Genomic DNA, 18621 nt, shown 5'->3' on the forward strand with positions numbered 1-18621 from the left:
ATGGCCTATTCCAGAGGTCGGTACGGTCGGATTCATGGAGTGGAATTTTCAGACGGCAGAAAAGCTCGCGGCTGCGTTGCGCGCCGGTGAAGTGACCTCGGCGGAACTGACCGACGAGGCGATCGCCCGTATCGAGCGGGACGACAAGACGATCAACGCGATCTGTGTGCCGGACTTCGACCGTGCGCGGGCCGCCGCGCGCGGTGCCGACCAGGCGCGCGCCCGCGGTGAGGACGGGCCGCTGCTCGGCATTCCGGTGACGGTCAAAGAGTCCTACAACGTCGCCGGGCTGCCCACGACCTGGGGCATGCCGCCGCACCGGAACTACATGCCGGCCGAGGACGCGGTGCAGGTGTCGCGACTCAAGGCCGCGGGCGCGGTGGTGCTCGGCAAGACCAATGTGCCGTTGGGGCTGCAGGATATACAGAGCTTCAACGAGATCTACGGCACCACCAATAACCCGTGGGATCACAGTCGTACGTCGGGTGGATCCTCCGGCGGGTCGGCGGCGGCCCTGGCGTCCGGGTTCGGCGCGCTGTCCATCGGCTCCGATCTTGCCGGCTCGCTGCGCACCCCCGCGCATTTCTGCGGCGTCTACGCGCACAAGCCGACGCTCGGGCTGGCGGCCAACCGCGGTATGGTCCCGCCGCCTGCGCCGGCATTGCCGGTCGACCTCGACCTCGCCGTCGTCGGTCCGATGGCGCGCACCGCCCGCGACCTCACGCTCCTGCTCGACGTCATGGCCGGACCGGACCCGCTGACGCTCGGCGTGGCGCACCGTTTGGCACTGCCGCCCGCCCGCCACGAGCGGCTCTGCGACTTTCGGGTCTTGGTCCTGGACGAGCATCCGCTCATTCCGACCGGGTCCGCCGTGCGGGCGGGCGTGAACCGGGTGGCCGCCGCGCTCGTCGACGGCGGTGCCCGCGTCGAACGGCACAGTCCGCTGCTGCCCGATCTGCCCGAAGCCGCGATGCTCTACATGCAGTTGCTGATTTCGGGTTCCGTTGCGCGTTTTCCCATTGAATCGTACGAGCAGCTGCGGACCCGCGTCGCCGGACTGAGCGCGGACGACCAGAGTCTTGACGCCGTGCGGCTGCGCGCCATGGTGTTCAGCCACCGCGACTGGATGGAGGCGAACAACCGCCGCGAGCTCCACCGCCACGGCTGGCGGCAGCTCTTCGCCGAGTTCGACGCCGTGGTGTGCCCGATCACGCCCACGCCCGCGTTCCCGCACGACCACAACCCCAATCCGTTGGAACGGCGCATCGACATCGACGGCGTCGAGTACCCGTATTTCGACCAACTCGTCTGGGCCGGTCTGGCCACCATGCCCGGTCTGCCCGCCACCGCCATACCCACGGGCCGGTCCCCCGAGGGTCTGCCGGTCGGAGTGCAGCTCATCGGTCCGATGTTCGAGGACCGCACCCCGCTTCGGCTGGCCGAACTGCTCGAGCAGAAGATCGGCGGCTTCCAGGCACCGAAGTAGGGCGGGCGGCTGCGGGCCTTCGAGGTCTTGGCGGCCTGTCCGTTCCGTTGCGGCGCCGGAAATGAATGACGAGGGGCCCGGCTTGCGCGCGGGCCCCTCGATCAGGTGGAGCGGTCAGTTCACGGTGACGGCGGGCTTGACGGTCAACGTGTCGGCGCCCTCGTCCAGGTCGACGATGACCTCGTCGCCGTCGCGGATGTCGCCGGCCAGCAGTTCCTTCGCCAGCTGGTCGCCGATCGCGCTCTGTACGAGGCGGCGGAGCGGGCGGGCGCCGTACGCCGGGTCGTAACCCGTGAGGGCGAGCCACTCGCTCGCTGCGTCGGTGACCGTCAGGGTCAGGCGACGGTCGGCGAGGCGGCGGGCCAGGCGGTCGATCTGCAGGTCGACGATCTTCGTGAGCTCCTCGGTCGACAGGGCGTCGAAGATGATGACGTCGTCGAGCCGGTTGAGGAACTCGGGCTTGAAGCTCGCCCGTACGGTGTTCAGGACGGCGTCGCGCTTGGCTCCGTTGTCCAGGGCCGGGTCGACCAGGAACTGGGAGCCGAGGTTCGACGTCATGATCAGGATCGTGTTGCGGAAGTCGACCGTACGGCCCTGGCCGTCGGTGAGCCGTCCGTCGTCGAGCACCTGCAGGAGGACGTCGAAGACCTCGGGGTGGGCCTTCTCGACCTCGTCCAGCAGGACGACGCAGTACGGGCGGCGGCGGACCGCCTCGGTGAGCTGGCCGCCCTCCTCGTACCCGACGTAGCCGGGAGGCGCGCCGACGAGGCGGGCGACCGAGTGCTTCTCGGCGTACTCGCTCATGTCGATGCGGACCATGGCCCGCTCGTCGTCGAACAGGAAGTCGGCGAGCGCCTTGGCAAGCTCGGTCTTCCCGACGCCGGTCGGGCCGAGGAACAGGAACGACCCGGTCGGCCGGTCGGGGTCGGAGACGCCCGCCCGCGCCCGGCGTACGGCGTCGGACACGGCGCGTACGGCGTCGGCCTGCCCGATGAGGCGGTTGCCGAGCTCGTCCTCCATGCGGAGCAGCTTGGTGGTCTCGCCTTCGAGGAGCCTGCCGACGGGGACGCCGGTCCACGAGGACACGACCTCGGCCACGTCGTCGGCGCCGACCTCCTCCTTGACCATGGTCTCGCGGGTCTCGGCGGCCTCGGACGCCTCGGCGAGCTGCTTGTCCAGCACCGGGATCTCGCCGTACATCAGGCGGGCGGAGGTCTCCAGGTCGCCGTCGCGCTGGGCGCGTTCGGCCTGGCCGCGCAGGTCGTCGATGCGCTTCTTGAGCTCACCGACCTTGTTCAGCCCGGCCTTCTCCCGCTCCCAGCGGCCGACGAGGGCGTTGAGGTGCTCCTGCCTGTCGGCGAGCTCGGCGCGGAGGCGTTCGAGGCGGTGCTTGGACGCCTCGTCGGACTCCTTCTCGAGGGCCAGCTCCTCCATCTTGAGCCGATCGACGGAGCGCTGCAGTTCGTCGATCTCGACGGGCCGCGAGTCGATCTCCATGCGGAGCCGGGAGGCGGCCTCGTCGACCAGGTCGATGGCCTTGTCGGGCAGGAACCGGGCGGTGATGTACCGGTCGGAGAGCGCGGCGGCGGCGACGAGGGCGGCGTCGGAGATCTGCACCTGGTGGTGCGCCTCATACCGGCCCTTGAGTCCGCGCAGGATCGCGATGGTGTCCTCGACCGTCGGCTCGCCGACGAGGACCTGCTGGAAGCGCCGCTCCAGCGCCGGGTCCTTCTCGATCCGCTCGCGGTACTCGTCGAGCGTGGTCGCGCCGATCATCCGCAGCTCGCCGCGGGCCAGCATGGGCTTGAGCATGTTGCCCGCGTCCATGGCGCCCTCGGCCGCGCCCGCCCCGACGACGGTGTGCAGCTCGTCGATGAACGTGACGACTTGGCCGTCGCTCTGCTTGATCTCGTTCAGGACCGCCTTGAGGCGCTCCTCGAACTCGCCGCGGAACTTCGCGCCCGCGACCATGGCGCCCAGGTCGAGGGAGATGAGGCGCTTGTTCTTCAGCGTCTCCGGCACGTCACCGGCGACGATCCGCTGGGCCAGGCCCTCGACGACCGCCGTCTTGCCGACGCCGGGCTCGCCGATGAGGACCGGGTTGTTCTTCGTACGGCGCGACAGCACCTGGACGACGCGGCGGATCTCGGTGTCGCGGCCGATGACCGGGTCGAGCTTTCCGTCCCGGGCCTGCGCGGTCAGGTCGACGCCGTACTTCTCCAGCGCCTGGTAGGTCTCTTCGGGGTTCTCGCTGGTCACGCGGGCGTGACCGCGGACCTTCTCGAACGCCTCGAGCAGCGCGTCGGGCGTCGCGCCGTTCTCCCTGAGGAGGGTGGCGACGGGACCGCCGTCGGTGGCCAGGCCGACGAGCAGGTGCTCGGTGGAGACGTATTCGTCCTCGAGCTGCTTGGCCCGGTTGGCGGCGGTGTTCAGCACCTTGAGCAGCAGCCGGGAGGTGTCCGGCGCGTTGACGGTCGAGCCGGCGGCCTTCGGCAGCGCCGCGATCTGCTCCTCGGCTCGGCGCCGGATGGCCTGCGGGTCCGCGCCGACGGCCTCGAGCAGGGGCGCGGCGATGCCGTCGGCCTGGCCGAGCAGCGCGACCAGCAGGTGCACCGGCTCGACCTGGGGGTGGCCCTCCGTCGCGGCACGTCGTACCGCGACCGAGACGGCATCTTGGCTCTTCTGGGTCAGCTTGTAATCCACTTATTCCTCCCCCCGCGACCGCCACAGCACCACGCTGGTCTGCCGGATCGGCACCAGGTCGGCTCCAGTGTCGGAACCGTGGGCGTTCTTCAGTTTTGCCAGCCGGGCGGCCACGGCGCGCGTGGACTCCAGCTCGTTGCTCAGCTCCTCGACCAGTGCGCGGAGGCGTGCCACCTCGGTGCGGAGCACGTCGGACTCGCGCTGGAGGTCGAGGATGTGCTTGATACCGGCGAGATTGATGCCCTCGTCCTGGGACAGCCGCTGGATCTCCCGCAGCAGGACGATGTCGCGCATGGAGTAGCGGCGCCCGCGTCCGGCCGTACGACCGGGGGACACCAGGCCCATCCGGTCGTACGTGCGGAGCGTCTGCGGGTGCAGCCCGGACAGCTGAGCCGCCACCGAGATGACGTAGACCGGACTGTCGTCGCCGAACGGGTCCATGACGATCACTCCTCTCTCGCCATCCGCAGCAGCTCGCTGCGCAGGTCCTCACCGTTGGTGCTCGCGCGGATCTTCTCCAGTGCCTCTCGCGTGGTCTCGTCGACCTTCTGCGGCACCTGGACCTCGACGGTCACCAGCAGGTCGCCCTTGGTGCCGTCGCGGCGGGTCGCGCCCTTGCCGCGGACGCGGAAGGTGCGCCCGTTGGGGGTGCCGGCCGGGATCCGCAGGGTCACCGGCTGGCCGCCGAGGACCGGTGCCTTGATCTCCGCGCCGAGCGCCGCCTCGGGGAACGTCACCGGGACCAGCACGGTCAGGTTGTCGCCCGACCGGCCGAACACCTTGTGCCCCGTGACGTGCACGACGACGTAGAGGTCACCGCTGGGGCCGCCGTTCTCGCCCGGCGCGCCCTTGGCCTTGAGCCGGATCCGCTGCCCGTCGCCCACCCCGGCCGGGATGCGCGCCTGGATGGTCCGGGTGCTCTGCGCCCGCCCGCTGCCGTGGCAGGTGAGACACGGGTCGTCGACCACGAGGCCCCGCCCGTGGCACTCGTGGCAGGGCTCGGAGAAGGCGAACCCGCCCGCGTTGCGGCTCTCCTGCCCCGTGCCCTCACAGCGGGGGCACACCCGGGGCACCGTGCCGGCCTTGGCGCCGGTGCCCCGGCAGGTGGGACATGCCGCCTCGCTGGTCAGCCGCAGCGGCACCGTCTTGCCCTCCAAGGCCTCGCTGAACGTCAGCGTGACCTCGGACTCGACGTCGGTGCCCCGACGGGGACGCCGCGTGGTCGTCGTACGGCGACCCCCGAACAGCCCGCCGAACAGGTCGCCGATGCGCTCGCCGGTGCCGGTCGTGCCACCGGCCTGGCCGCCGAACAGGTCGCCCAGGTCGAAGCCGAAGCCGCCCTGCGCACCGCCGCCGGGGCGGCGGGCCCCGCCGAACAGGCTGCGGGCCTCGTCGTACTCCTTACGGCGCTTCTCGTCGGACAGCACGTCGTAGGCCTCGGAGATCTCCTTGAACCTCTCCTCGGACTCGGCGTCGCCGCGGTTGGCGTCCGGGTGGTACTGCCGCGCCAGCTTGCGGTAGGACTTCTTGATCTCGTCCTGGGTTGCGGTCTTCGGAACACCGAGGACCTTGTAGTAGTCCTTCTCGAGAAAGTCCTTGGTGCTCACCGGCGTCCCTTACCTCTTCCCTGTCGGTGTTCGTCTCAGTCGTCGTCGGCGCCGTCGACGCCGGACTCGGCCTCCGGCTTGTCACCGTCGGCCGTGCTCTCCGCCGTTGCCTTCGCCTCCGGCTCGGCCTGCGGACCGAGGTCCGCGGTCGGCTCGGCCACGGCGACCCGCGCGGGCCGGAGGGTCCGCTCGCCGATGCGGTACCCCGACTGCAGGATCTGAACGGCCGTCGGCTCCTCGACCTCATCGGAGTAGGAGTGCATCAGGGCCTCGTGGACGTTCGGGTCGAACGGCTCACCGGCCGTGCCGAACGACTCCAGGCCGAGCTTGCCGACGATGCCCTCGAGGGACTCGGCGATCTGCTTGAAACCCCCGGTCAGCTCTTCGTGCTCCCGGGCCCGCCCGATGTCGTCGAGCACCGGCAGCAGCTCGCCGAGGACGTACGCCAGGGCCTGCTCGCGCACGGCCGCACGGTCCCGGTCGACCCGCTTGCGGTAGTTGGAGTACTCCGCCTGCAGCCGCTGAAGGTCGGTCGTGCGCTCGGACAGCTCCTTCTTGAGCTTCGCGACCTCTTCTCCGTCCGTGCCGGAGGGCGCTTTCTCGGTGGGGGGCGTGGGAGCCGACTTCGCCGGCTCCCGCACCTCACCGGTCTTGGGATCGATGCGCCGCTTGTCGCGGATCACCGGGCCCTGGCGCTCCTCGGCGTCGTCACGACGCTCCGTCACGCTTCCTCCTCAAGTACCAGTTCGTCACGGTGTGGGGGGACGACCCCGGTCACGCCGCGCCGCCCTTGGTGTCCTTGTCGTCGTCCACGATCTCGGCGTCGACGACCTCGTCGTCCTTCGGCTGCTCGCCCTGGGCCTGCGCGTCGGCCGTCGGGCCTTCGGCGCTCGCCTGGTTCTGGGCGTACATCGCGGCGCCCATCTTCTGGCTGACCTGGGCCAGCTTCTCGGAGCTGGTGCGGATCGCGTCGACGTCCGTACCCTCGAGGGCCTTCTTGACCTCGTCCAGCGCCGACTGGACCTCGGTCTTGACCTCGGCCGGGATCTTCTCGTCGTTCTCCCGGAGGAACTTCTCCGTGGAGTAGGCGAGGGTGTCGGCGTTGTTGCGGGTCTCGGTCTCCTCGCGGCGCGTGCGGTCGTCCTCGGCGTACTGCTCGGCCTCGCGCATCATGCGGTCGATGTCGTCCTTGGGCAGGGCCGACCCGCCCGTGATGGTCATCGACTGCTCCTTGCCGGTGCCGAGGTCCTTGGCGCCGACGTTCACGATGCCGTTGGCGTCGATGTCGAACGTGACCTCGATCTGCGGGACACCGCGCGGCGCCGGCGGAAGGCCGGTCAGCTGGAAGGTGCCGAGCTTCTTGTTGTACGCCGCGATCTCGCGCTCGCCCTGGTAGACCTGGATCTCCACGGACGGCTGGTTGTCGTCGGCGGTGGTGAACACCTCGGACCGCTTGGTCGGGATGGTGGTGTTCCGCTCGATGATCTTGGTGAAGATGCCGCCCTTGGTCTCGATGCCCAGGCTCAGCGGCGTGACGTCCAGCAGCAGGACGTCTTTGACCTCACCCTTGAGCACACCGGCCTGCAGGGACGCGCCGACCGCGACGACCTCGTCCGGGTTGACGCCCTTGTTGGCCTCCTTGCCGCCGGTCAGCTCCTTGACGAGCTCCGCGACGGCGGGCATGCGGGTCGAGCCGCCGACGAGAACAACGTGGTTGATCTCGCTCACGCTGATGTTGGCGTCCTTGATGACCTGCTGGAACGGGTTCTTGCAGCGGTCGAGCAGGTCGGACGTCATCTTCTGGAACTCGGCCCGGGTGAGCTTCTCGTCCAGGTGCAGCGGGCCCTCGGCCGAGGCCGTGATGTAGGGCAGGTTGATGCTGGTCTCCGACGAGCTGGAGAGCTCGATCTTGGCCTTCTCGGCGGCCTCACGGAGCCGCTGCAGCGCCATCTTGTCCTTGGACAGGTCGACGCCGTGCGCGTTCTTGAACTTGGTGACCAGCCAGTCGACGACCTTGCTGTCCCAGTCGTCGCCGCCGAGGTGGTTGTCGCCGTTGGTCGCCTTGACCTCGACGACGCCGTCGCCGACCTCGAGGAGGGAGACGTCGAAGGTGCCGCCACCGAGGTCGAAGACGAGGATCGTGGCCTCGCCCTCCTTCTCCAGGTGGTAGGCCAGGGCCGCGGACGTCGGCTCGTTGATGATGCGCAGGACGTTGAGGCCCGCGATCTGACCGGCCTCCTTGGTGGCCTGCCGCTGGTGGTCCGAGAAGTAGGCCGGGACGGTGATCACCGCGTCGGTGATCTTCTCGCCGAGGTATGCCTCCGCGTCGCGCTTGAGCTTCTGCAGCACGAACGCGCTGATCTGCTGCGGCGTGAAGTCCTTGCCGTCGATCGTGGTCTTCCAGTCGGTGCCCATTTCGCGCTTGACCGACCGGATGGTGCGATCGACGTTGGTCACCGCCTGGCGCTTGGCGACCTCGCCGACCAGGACTTCGCCGTTCTTGGCGAAGGCGACGACGGACGGCGTGGTCCTCGACCCCTCCGCGTTGGCGATGACGGTGGGCTCGCCACCCTCCAGGATCGCGACGACCGAGTTGGTCGTTCCAAGGTCGATACCGACCGCACGTGCCATGAGTTGGTTCCTCCGACTGTGAGCTTGCTAAGTCGATGAAGCTGAGTCCAGCAGACGCAAGACTGCCAAGCGGCTCCATAACTGTCAAATGACTTGAGTCCGGTTGACTCAACTTTGCTGCCTCGTACAACGGGCAGCAGGCCTGTGCTGTTCCCGAGCAGGGGAGAATTCCTGGATCTTCGGCAAGAGATGCAGATCAAAGAGGAGTTCGCCGCCCGGGCCACGCCGCTGCGCGACCCGTACGCCGCATTCGTCACGACCTGAGCGGACCCGGTCGGGCACGCGGTGACGTCATGCCGGACTGCTGCTGGACGAGACGCTGGGGCTCACCCCGGGCGTGGCCGTGCGGGTATTCCACGACCAGCTCCGCTTGTAGATGAAGCAGAGGCCGCCGGTCTGCAGCGCCTTGGCGAGTGCCGCCACGCTCAGCGTGTGCGGGCCGCCCTTCTCCGGCCACGGGTCGAAGACGGCGACGGTGCCCTTCGACCGGTCATAGCCGAACGCCACCACCATATGGTCGACCCGCCGGCCTCGCGTGGTGTCCTTGCGCCACGGCAGCCGCTCCCCCCAGACCGCGACCATCGGCGCCCGCCGCAGGACGCCGACGTCGTACGCCACCTCCCTCATGACGAAGTCGGGCTCGCTGTCCGGCCCGCCGGCGGTGTTGACCTGGTACGGGGTGTCGTGGAGATAGCCGTTGACGACGCCGTCGATGCTCTTGGAGGCGTAACCGCGCCGGTTCATCTTCATCTTCTTGGCCACCGCGGACTGGTCGACCGTGATGCCGAAGGTGCTGAGACTGATCGCCGCCGCGGCGGGTTCCGCGTAGTACGGATTGGCCTGGAGCCGTCCCGTCAGCGGCAGCAGGGACGAGGCCGGCGGGCTCGGGGTCGCGAGGGACGCCGACGCTTTCGGCGTCCTGACCGCCGTGCCGTGGGCCCGGCCCTCTCCGCGGGTCTCCACGATGACGATCGTGCCGGCGGCGATCGCGGCGACGGCCGCCGCGACTCCGGTCGCCCATCGACGACGTGACGCGCTGTCCACCCTGACGCTCCCCGGATCGGCGGCCTCAAGGGTGGCATCGGACCGCCGTCTTCGCCCTGGTTTCGACGCTGGCGAAAAGCCGCTGCTCACCGAAGATCGCGATCATTCGCCGTAACGTTCGTCGTCCCGCGGCCACTTCGCCGTGAACAAGCCCCCGGCCACGGGAGAGCGAGTGGCGATGAACGACGTCATGCGGCGGCTCGCCGATGTCCGGCCCGCACACCTGTCCCCTCCGTCCTCGCTCCCCTTCAAACGATGCTGAGACGGCTGAACCGTCAGAGGAGGCGCATCCGTACACATCGGGGACATGCATCCCAGGGATTTTCAGATGGTGCGAAACGCCCCGGTAGGCCGGGAACTCGATCGCGCCCATCGGGAGACTTAAGAGGAGACGGTTCCCGCAGCGGGCCCGGAGTGACAGAGGGGCTCCGTAGCGTGGGCCTCTCCCCGAGGTATGGCCGGAGCGGTGCCGTCGCGCCGGCGGGAAGGGAGACTGACGCGTGATGGACCTGACTCGGGTCGCCGGTGACACCGAGGATGACCCTTCCGCCCCTTCGCGAGGCGATCGTCGGCGCGGTCGGTCGCGTCTTGGCGTGGGAGTCCCGCTCGGCCTGGCCGTCACCGGAGCGATGGTCGCGGTCGCGCTGTCGGTCGGATCGTCGGCCCAGGAGCCCCGACGGCATGGTCCGCCCACCGGCCGGGACATCCTCCTCGCGGCGGCCACCGCCCTGGGCCACCGCCCGGATCTGACCACCGGGCGGTACTGGCGGGTCATCGAGACCGGGCGGTACACGCTCAACGCCACGAACGGCAGCGGGGAGGGCCCCATCGAGGTGCGAGTGCGCGACGGCATCTGGCTCGCCGGACCCGGCGGGGGGCAGACCGTCGCGTACCGGCGGTGCCTCGGCGCCCGCCCCCTCACCGCGCAGGAGCGGGCGGATCAGGGCGGCCTGCCGTCTCGAGGGTGGCCGGCGTACTCCACCAGCGCGCGGATCTGCGCGGCCGGGTCCGGACCGGCGGAGCGGGACGCTCACCTCGCCGCCGCCACCGACTACCGCCTCGCGGACGTCCCGGTCTCGCCGATCTGGCTGGACAACCTGTCGACGGACCCCGCCGTGCTGCGCCGCCAGATCGACGCGAAGCTCGCGACCGTGCACCAGGGCGGCCTGGCCGTGTACGGGCACATCGTGCTGCCGCAGCTGCTGACCGACCTGCCGATCCGCCCGGAGATCCGCGCGGCCGTCCTGCGGATGATGGCCGGCCTGCCGGGCGTACGAGCGGCGGGCAAGATCATGGACACGCTGGACCGTACGGGGGAGGGCGTCGTGATCAGCGGACTCGGCCTCGACAGGACCGAGCTGCGCTGGATCATCGATCCCGGCATGGGCCGCGTGCTGGACGTCCAGGAGGTCGTCACCGGCGCGGGTCGCCGTCCGGCGGGAGCGGTGGTGGCCGAGAAGGTGTACACGTCGGTGGGCTGGACCAACGAGTCGCCCGGCCCCGACACGTCGGCTTTCCAATAGACGCTGAAATCCGCCAGAGCTGAAACCCGACAGAGGGGAAGGGGACACGGGGCTGCGGGGGAGAAGGGGTGACCGTCATCCACGCCAATAGATGAGGCATCAGATGAAGGAGCCCCCCATGGCCGCTCCCCCCGACGTCGGGCCGGACGCCCGGACCGACGCTTCGGTGATCGAGCGGTCCTGGCATGACCCGGAGCGGTTCGGCGTGATCTTCGACGCGTACTTCGCGGAGATCCACGGTTACGTCGCCCGGCGCCTCGACGGCGCCGCCGCCGACGACATCGCGGCCGAGACCTTCCACGCCGCGTTTCGGAAGCGGAAGAAGTTCGACCTGTCACGGGAAAGCGCCCGGCCCTGGCTGTACGGCATCGCGACGAATCTCATCGCCAAGCACCGGCGGTCGGAGGCACGGAGGTTCCGTGCGCTGGGGCGGTTGGGCGGCGAACGCTCCGCCGGCGGGCACGAGGACCGGGTCGTCACCAGGGTGAGCGCCGAGCAGATGAAGGGCCGCCTGGCCCGGGGCGTCGGCGACCTGCCCGCCGACCAGCGTGACGTGCTGCTGCTCGTCGTCCTGGCCGACCTCAGCTACGAGGAGGTGGCGCAGGCGCTGGACGTCCCGTACGGAACGGTCGCCTCGCGGTTCAGCAGGGCTCGGAAAAAACTGCGCACGGCGCTGGGTGGAGTCGATCCCATGCTCGATCAGGAAGGACCCACCGATGGATGAACTGCAGGCCGTTCGGGAACTCCTCCCCGAGGCCCCGCCCCCGAAGGCCCGAGTGGTCGCCCAGGCTCGGCTGCGCGCGACCGGCGCCGGTCGGCGCCGCGCGCCACGGCTGCGCTGGACCCTGCCCGGTCTCGGCCTGGTCGCCGCGGCGACCGCGGTCGCGCTGGCCCTGGGCACGACCGGCGGCGCGCCGAAGCGTTCCATCCCGACGCCGCTACCGCTCGGCGGCAAGGCCGTGTTCCTGGCCGCGGCGGAGAGGGCCGAGAGCCAGCCCATGGGCGGCTACTGGTACTCCGACCAGATCTCCGGAGCGTCGTACCTGCTCAAAGACGGGTACGCCATCATCGGAGCGCACCTGGAAACCTTCGAGTGGACCGGGGCCGCCAAGAGCAGCGGTGGCCGCTTCTACGGGCGGGACCTGCCCGCGCGGCCGGCGACCCCGGAGGACGAGGCCGCCTGGCGCCGGGCGGGAGCGCCGAGGAGCTTCCGCGTGCTGTCGAACGGCTCCCCCATGACGTACACGCGCCACGCGAGCCGTTGGGAAGAGGACAAGGGAGGGCGGCGGCCCGGTGGCCGTTTCCCCCTCAGGGGTGGGGAGCTGACGACTCAGGAGGTGCTCCGGCTTCCCACCGATCCGGAGACGTTGGCGAGCCGGTTCTTGACCCCGCTCGTAGGGAAACGGCCACCGGGCGCGAGTGGGAGCCCGGTGCCGAAGGGGCCGGCTCCGGTGAGCAACGCGTACAAGCTCGAGCTGGCGGCGAGCCTGTTCGAGGGTGCGCCGCTGCCGCCGAAGGTACGCGCCGGATTGATGCGCGCGCTGGTCGCACAGCCCGGTGTGCACACCATCGAGACGGCGACCGACGCACTGGGCCGCCAGGGCGTCGCCCTCGCCGTCGACCAGCCGTCAGCGGGCTGGCAGCCCAACCCCGACGGGCATCTGGTCCGGAAGGAAAATGCCTACCGCGAGCAGGTTCAGCTCATCTTCGACAAGGGCACGGGGGCGCTCCTGGCGGACCAGACCGTTCTACTGACCCCCGGTGGCCAGTACCGGAGCCGCAAGCCCGGCTTCGTGATCGATTACCTGCTGACGCGGAGCTCCGGCTGGACCGATCACAAGCCGTCCCCGCCGTCGGCTCTGCCGTTCAAGTAACCGTCACGTGCGCGTCCCGTGCCTGGTCAGGGCGCGGGGCGCCCGCGTGCGCGGGGCCCGGATCGGGGGATCTGTCCGGTGATGGGCAGTTAAGCTACTGCTCGGTAGACTCTTGGGGTCCCATGTCGATGGCTGTCAGTCGCGAGCCGTACGCTGATTGCCAGCGCCGTACCCCAGGAGGACGGAACATTGGTTCTCAGGTTGATCATCGGGCTTGCCGCAACGGTGGTCGCGCTGGTGTTCGCCGTTCGGCGGGTCCTGTTCCTCTACAGGCTTGCGACGAACGGCCAGCCCGCCCCCGACCGCATCGCGCTCGCCAAGGCGAACGTCGGTGAGGACGTCAAGCTTCAGGCCGTCGAGGTCTTCGGGCAGCGCAAGCTGCTCAAATGGACCGTGCCCGGCCTCGCCCACTTCTTCGTCATGTGGGCGTTCTTCATCCTCGCCACCGTCTACCTCGAGGCGTACGGCGCGTTGTTCTTCGGGCTGGACTTCCACATCCCGCTGGTCGGCAAGTGGGGCGTGCTCGGCTTCCTGCAGGACTTCATCGCGGTCGCCGCGCTGCTCGGCCTGATCGCCTTCGCGATCATCCGGGTCAAGAACTCCCCCAAGAAGCTCGACCGCAAGTCCCGGTTCAAGGGCTCGCATCTCGGCGGCGCCTGGCTCGTCCTATTCATGATCTTCAACGTGATCTGGACGATGTTCCTGTTCCGGGGCGCGGGCGTGGCCACGGGCAAGTTCCCGTACGGGAACGCGGCGTTCATGTCGCACCTGGTCGGCAACGGCCTCAAGGGGCTGGGCCACGGCGCCGATGAGGCACTGGAGTCGGTCGGCCTGCTCCTGCACATCGGCGTGATGCTCGTCTTCCTGCTGATCGTGCTGAACTCCAAGCACCTGCACATCTTCGTCGCGCCGCTCAACGTCCTGTTCAAGCGCCGCCCGGACGGCCTCGGCGCGGTCCAGCCGATGATGAGCGACGGCAAGCCGATCGACTTCGAGGAGGCCGACCCGGACGAGGACACCTTCGGCCGCGGCAAGATCGAGGACTTCACCTGGAAGGGCTACCTCGACTTCGCCTCCTGCACCGAGTGCGGCCGCTGCCAGTCGCAGTGCCCCGCCTGGAACACCGGCAAGCCGCTGTCGCCGAAGACCCTCATCATGGACCTGCGCGACCACGCGCTGGTCAAGGCGCCGTACATCTTCGCCTCCGAAGAGGAGCAGGCGAACCTCCCCGAGGACGTCCTCAAGGAGGCCGGCCGGCCGCTCGTCGGCGGGGCGGACGTGAACGGCGTGATCGACCCGGACGTCCTGTGGTCCTGCACCAACTGCGGCGCCTGCGTCGAGCAGTGCCCGGTGGACATCGAGCACATCGACCACATCGTCGACATGCGCCGCTACCAGGTGATGATCGAGTCGAGCTTCCCGTCCGAGGCGGGCGTGATGCTCAAGAACCTCGAGAACAAGGGCAACCCCTGGGGCATGTCCGAAATGAAGCGCCTCGACTGGATCGAGGAGTTGGACTTCGAGGTCCCGGTCGTCGAGGAGAAGATGCCGGAGGACACCGAGTACCTCTTCTGGGTGGGCTGCGCCGGCGCACTCGAGGACCGGGCGAAGAAGACCACCAAGGCCATCGCGGAGTTGCTGCACATCGCGGGCGTGAAGTTCGCGGTGCTCGGCCCGATGGAGGCGTGCTCCGGTGACCCGGCCCGCCGCCTGGGCATGGAGTTCGTCTTCCAGATGCTCGCCCAGCAGAACGTCGAGACGCTCAACGAGGCGGGCGTCAAGAAGATCGTGGCGTCCTGCCCGCACTGCTTCAACACGCTCGCCAACGAGTACCCGCAGCTCGGCGGCACGTACGAGGTCGTGCACCACACGCAGCTGCTGTCGCACCTGGTCGAGACCGGCAAGCTCACGCCGGTCACGCCGATCGAGGAGAAGATCACCTACCACGACCCGTGCTTCCTCGGCCGGCACAACAAGGTGTACGCCCAGCCGCGCGACATCATGGCCCAGGTGCCCGGTGTCGAGACGCAGGAGATGCACCGCTGCAAGGAGCGGGGCTTCTGCTGCGGCGCCGGCGGCGCGCGGATGTGGATGGAAGAGCGCATCGGCAAGCGCATCAACACCGAGCGCGTCGAAGAGGCCCTCGAGACGGACCCGGACACCGTCTCCACGGCCTGCCCGTTCTGCCTCGTCATGCTCGGTGACGCCATCAACGAGAAGAAGAACAGCGGCGACGCGAAGGAGTCGCTCGAGGTCGTCGACGTCGCCCAGCTGCTGATCAAGTCGGTGAAGGGCGAGCCGGCCGAGCCCGCCTCCGCGGCCGCCGAGTAGGGCCGTACGCGAAGGGCCCGTCACCGATCGGTGACGGGCCCTTGCCACGTATAAAGGCGGTGCCATCTCGGGGGAGCGGGGATTTGAGATGACACCGCCCTGACGTACCCACCCCGATGTGACGAAGACCACAAGGATCGACGTAAACCGGATTGGTCGGTAACGCGTCGTCCGAAACTATCGACTTTGATCCTGGTTGGCCACCCGTTGTGGAAAGAATCACGATGTCAATCAGGTGGCCGCCGCCGAGACGACCGGTGCCGGGCCCCTCGGATGGGGCCCGGCGGCCGGATCAGCTCGTCAGCTTCTTGACGAGGTCGGGATGCTGCTTCTCCCACTCGGCGACGCCCTGCTCGGGCTTGTCCTTGTACTTGTTCATGACCAGGTCCTCGAGCGGGAACAGGTCGGCGTCGGACATCGTGAACTTCTTCAGCCAGCCGTTCAGCTGCGGGAAGTCCTTCGCGAAGCCCTGACGGCCGAGCGCGTGGATCTTCTCCGCCGAGCCGAAGGCGTTCTGCGGGTCGGCCAGCGGCTTGATCGGGAACCCGGTGTACGCCCAGTGCGGCTTCCACAGCGTCACCACGATCGGCTGCTTGCTCTGGACCGAGCGGTTCAGCTCCGCGAGCATCGCCGCGGTGCTGCTCTCGACGAGCTTGTAGTCGCCGAGGCCGTACCCGGGCAGCACCTTGTTCTTCACGATCTTCATCTCGCCGGCGCCCGGCTCGATGCCGACGACGCGACCCTTGTACCGGGCGCTCTGCCCCTTGAGGTCGGCGACGGAGTTCGCCGGGTCGTCCTTCAGGACGGCCAGCTGCATGCTGGCGTTCTTGTACCAGATCCCGATGTCGGTGATCTTGTCCTTGTACCGGTTGTAGTAGTCGGCGTGCGTGGCGGGCAGCCAGGCGTCCAGGAACAGGTCGATGTCGCCCTGGCCGAGCCCGGCGAACAGCGGACCGGCGTCGACCTGCTTGAGAGTGACCTGATAGCCCTTCTTCTCCAGCTGCGACTTCCACAGCTGGGTGACGGCGATGTCCTCGTCCCACGGGATGTAGCCGATGGTGATCGGCTTGCCCTTGCCGCCGCTCCCACCGGAGCCGACGACGCCGAGCGTGGCGGCGAGCAGCACGAAGACGACCACGCCGGACAGGGCCAGCGCCGGACGCGGCCGGTACCGCAGCACGGACAGCACGCCGCCCTGCATGGCCCGCTCGGCGTGCCGCCGCGCGGCCGGCGCCAGACGCTGCCCGAGAGCGCCCGTCATGCGGTCCAGGATGATCGCCAGCAGCACGACCGCGAGGCCGGACTCGGCGCCCGCCCCCAGGTTGTACTGCGTGATCGCGCCGAAGACGTTGGCGCCGAGGCCCTCCGCGCCGACCATGCCCGCGATGACGACCATGGACAGCGACAGCATGATGACCTGGTTGACGCCGGTCATGATGGTCGGCAGCGCCAGCGGCAACTGCACGCGCGTGAGGACCCGCGACGGCGGCGTGCCGAACGCCTCGGCCGCCTCGACCATCTCCTTGTCGACCTGCTTGATGCCGAGCTCCGTCAGGCGCACGCCCGGCGGAATCGAGAAGATCATCGTCGCGACGACGCCCGGCACCTCCCCGAGCCCGAAGAACGAGATCGCCGGGATCAGGTACACGAACGCCGGCATGGTCTGCATGAAGTCCAGCACCGGCCGGGCCACCGCCCCGAACGACGGCACCCGCGCGCTGAGGATGCCCAGCGGGATGCCGACGACGAGGGCGGCGAGGCTCGCGACCAGCACCAGCGCGAGCGTCTCCATGGCCGCGTTCCACTGGCCGAGCGCGTCGATCACCATCAGCCCGACGAACGTCAGAACGCCCGCGAGCAGGCCGCGTAGCCACCAGCACAGCATCGCCACCAGCGCGGCCAACGCCAGCGACGGCGGCGCGGTCAGCACATGGCTCAGCCCGTGCACGAGACCGCCGACGACGTCACTGACCGCGCTGAAGACCGGCTTGCCGTGCTTGGTCAGGAAGTCGACCGCGTCGGTGACCCAGTTTCCGAGGGGGATCCTAGGCATCGGTGTTCACCTCCGACGGGGCGGTGTCGCTCTCCTCCTCGCCGTCACCGCTTTCGGTGTGGCCGTTGCCGTTCAGGTTGCCCAGCGCAGCGAGCAGCGTCACCCGCGGGATCACGCCGAGGAGCTTGCCGTTCCCGTCGGTGACAGGAACGGGCAGCGGACTCTCCGCCGACAGCGTGAACAGGTCGGCCACGGCGGTGTCGGGGTCGACCGCGTGGTAACCCTTCTCGACGATGCCGTCGAGGGTGTTGCGGCCCTCCCGTACGGCCTTGGCCGCCGGCTCGGCGAACACCACGCCCACCAGCCGCCGGTCCTTCGCCACGACGAACGTGAACGACGCCTGCTGCTCCCGCATTACGCGCACGGCCGCGCGGGGACCGCCGCTCGGCTCCACGACGGAGATCGGCGTCTCCATGACCGAGCGCGCGGTGAGCACGCGCGTACGGTCGACGTCGGCGACGAACTGCGCGACGTAGTCGTTGGCCGGGTCGGTGAGGATCTCCTCGGCCGTACCGATCTGCATCACGCGCCCGCTACGCAGCATGGCGATCCGGTCGCCGAGCCGCATCGCCTCGTTCAGGTCGTGGGTGATGAACACGATCGTCTTGCCGAGCTCGCCCTGCAGGTCGAGCAGGAGGTCCTGCATCTCCCGCCGGATCAGCGGGTCGAGGGCGCTGAACGCCTCGTCCATCAGCAGGATGTCCGTCTCGGCCGCGAGCGCGCGGGCGATCCCCACACGCTGCTGCATGCCGCCGGAGAGCTGGTCGGGGTAGCGATCCTCCCAGCCGTCGAGACCGACGTAGTCCAGGAACTCCTTGGCCTTCGCCAGCCGTTCCTGCTTTGGAACGTTCCGAGTTTCGAGCCCGTACGCCGCGTTCTCCAGGACGGTGCGATGGGGGAAGAGGGCGAAGTGCTGGAAGACCATGCTGACCTTCTCCTGCCGGAGCCGGCGCAGGTCCTTCCCGCCGATGGAGGTGATGTCGACCCCGTCGATCTCGATGCTGCCGTCCGTCGGCTCGAGAAGGCCGTTCAGCATGCGGATCAGCGTGGACTTGCCGGAGCCCGAGAGCCCCATGACGACGAAGATCTCACCCTCATCGACCTCGAACGAGACGTCGGCGACGGCCGCGGTCACGCCCATACGGCGGAGCTCGTCGGGTTCAACTCCTTGACGGATTCTTCGGAGGGCTTCGGCTGATCGTCGGCCGAAGATCTTTGACACATGTTGCGCGCGGATTCTGGGCACATCGTCCTTTCGGTCCGGCCGCGCCGCCGTTCCGAGGGTCATGCGTCCCCGTCGAACCGCGCGGCAATCGTTTGCGAACCGCCGGCCCGCTCCCACCGCCGGTTCGCCTGTACGACCCAGGGG

The 18621-nt window shown here is 69.2% G+C and carries 13 protein-coding genes; 5 read left to right on the forward strand and 8 right to left on the reverse strand.

What is annotated here, in order from left to right; genetic code table 11:
- The first annotated feature begins 34 nt into the window (after window positions 1–34).
- A complete protein-coding gene (locus ACQP2O_RS01360) occupies window positions 35–1486 on the forward strand; it encodes an amidase (RefSeq protein WP_433179301.1) in 1452 nt (483 codons plus the stop codon).
- A 114-nt stretch (window positions 1487–1600) separates the two neighbouring features.
- On the opposite strand, the gene clpB is transcribed toward ACQP2O_RS01360, so the two are convergent.
- The 6 genes from clpB to ACQP2O_RS01390 all read right to left on the reverse strand — a co-directional run bounded on the left by clpB (window position 1601) and on the right by ACQP2O_RS01390 (window position 9471).
- On the reverse strand, window positions 1601–4189 hold the full coding sequence (clpB, locus tag ACQP2O_RS01365; protein ID WP_433179302.1) for an ATP-dependent chaperone ClpB: 2589 nt from the start codon (window positions 4187–4189) through the stop codon (window positions 1601–1603).
- Window positions 4190–4630, reverse strand: coding sequence for a heat shock protein transcriptional repressor HspR (locus ACQP2O_RS01370; protein ID WP_433179303.1), 441 nt, complete (start codon window positions 4628–4630; stop codon window positions 4190–4192). It lies immediately after the preceding gene.
- Between the two features lie 5 nt (window positions 4631–4635).
- The gene (gene dnaJ / locus ACQP2O_RS01375; RefSeq protein WP_433179304.1) at window positions 4636–5796 is read right to left on the reverse strand and encodes a molecular chaperone DnaJ; all 1161 of its coding nucleotides are present in this window, start codon (window positions 5794–5796) and stop codon (window positions 4636–4638) included.
- A 35-nt stretch (window positions 5797–5831) separates the two neighbouring features.
- The gene (gene grpE / locus ACQP2O_RS01380) at window positions 5832–6521 is read right to left on the reverse strand and encodes a nucleotide exchange factor GrpE (RefSeq protein ID WP_433179305.1); all 690 of its coding nucleotides are present in this window, start codon (window positions 6519–6521) and stop codon (window positions 5832–5834) included.
- Window positions 6522–6570: 49 nt separating this feature from the next.
- A complete protein-coding gene (gene dnaK / locus ACQP2O_RS01385; protein WP_433179306.1) occupies window positions 6571–8427 on the reverse strand; it encodes a molecular chaperone DnaK in 1857 nt (618 codons plus the stop codon).
- Window positions 8428–8718: 291 nt separating this feature from the next.
- The gene (locus tag ACQP2O_RS01390) at window positions 8719–9471 is read right to left on the reverse strand and encodes a C39 family peptidase (protein WP_433179307.1); all 753 of its coding nucleotides are present in this window, start codon (window positions 9469–9471) and stop codon (window positions 8719–8721) included.
- Between the two features lie 593 nt (window positions 9472–10064).
- Between ACQP2O_RS01390 and ACQP2O_RS01395 the strand changes: the two genes are divergently transcribed.
- From ACQP2O_RS01395 to ACQP2O_RS01410, 4 genes are all read left to right on the forward strand, one after another.
- The gene (locus ACQP2O_RS01395; RefSeq protein WP_433179309.1) at window positions 10065–10994 is read left to right on the forward strand and encodes a hypothetical protein; all 930 of its coding nucleotides are present in this window, start codon (window positions 10065–10067) and stop codon (window positions 10992–10994) included.
- Window positions 10995–11112: 118 nt separating this feature from the next.
- Complete coding sequence (locus tag ACQP2O_RS01400; RefSeq protein WP_433179310.1) at window positions 11113–11718, forward strand: RNA polymerase sigma factor; 606 nt, start codon at window positions 11113–11115, stop codon at window positions 11716–11718.
- Window positions 11711–12868 (forward strand): CU044_5270 family protein, encoded by a 1158-nt coding sequence (locus ACQP2O_RS01405; RefSeq protein WP_433179311.1) that lies wholly within the window; start codon window positions 11711–11713, stop codon window positions 12866–12868. The genes ACQP2O_RS01400 and ACQP2O_RS01405 overlap by 8 nt, the downstream gene beginning before the upstream one ends.
- 189 nt (window positions 12869–13057) lie before the next feature.
- Window positions 13058–15199 (forward strand): (Fe-S)-binding protein, encoded by a 2142-nt coding sequence (locus ACQP2O_RS01410; protein WP_433179312.1) that lies wholly within the window; start codon window positions 13058–13060, stop codon window positions 15197–15199.
- 292 nt (window positions 15200–15491) lie between these two features.
- Here the strand turns inward: ACQP2O_RS01410 and ACQP2O_RS01415 are convergent, their stop codons facing one another.
- Window positions 15492–17252 carry an ABC transporter permease/substrate binding protein gene (locus ACQP2O_RS01415; protein WP_433179313.1) on the reverse strand — a complete coding sequence of 587 codons (1761 nt, stop codon included), beginning with the start codon at window positions 17250–17252 and terminating at the stop codon, window positions 15492–15494.
- Window positions 17245–18393, reverse strand: coding sequence for a quaternary amine ABC transporter ATP-binding protein (locus tag ACQP2O_RS01420; RefSeq protein WP_433179314.1), 1149 nt, complete (start codon window positions 18391–18393; stop codon window positions 17245–17247). Before ACQP2O_RS01420 ends, ACQP2O_RS01415 begins: the two co-directional genes overlap by 8 nt.
- Between the last annotated feature and the right edge of the window lie 228 nt (window positions 18394–18621).

Source organism: Actinoallomurus sp. CA-150999 (assembly GCF_050942425.1).
GTDB lineage: Bacteria > Actinomycetota > Actinomycetes > Streptosporangiales > Streptosporangiaceae > Actinoallomurus.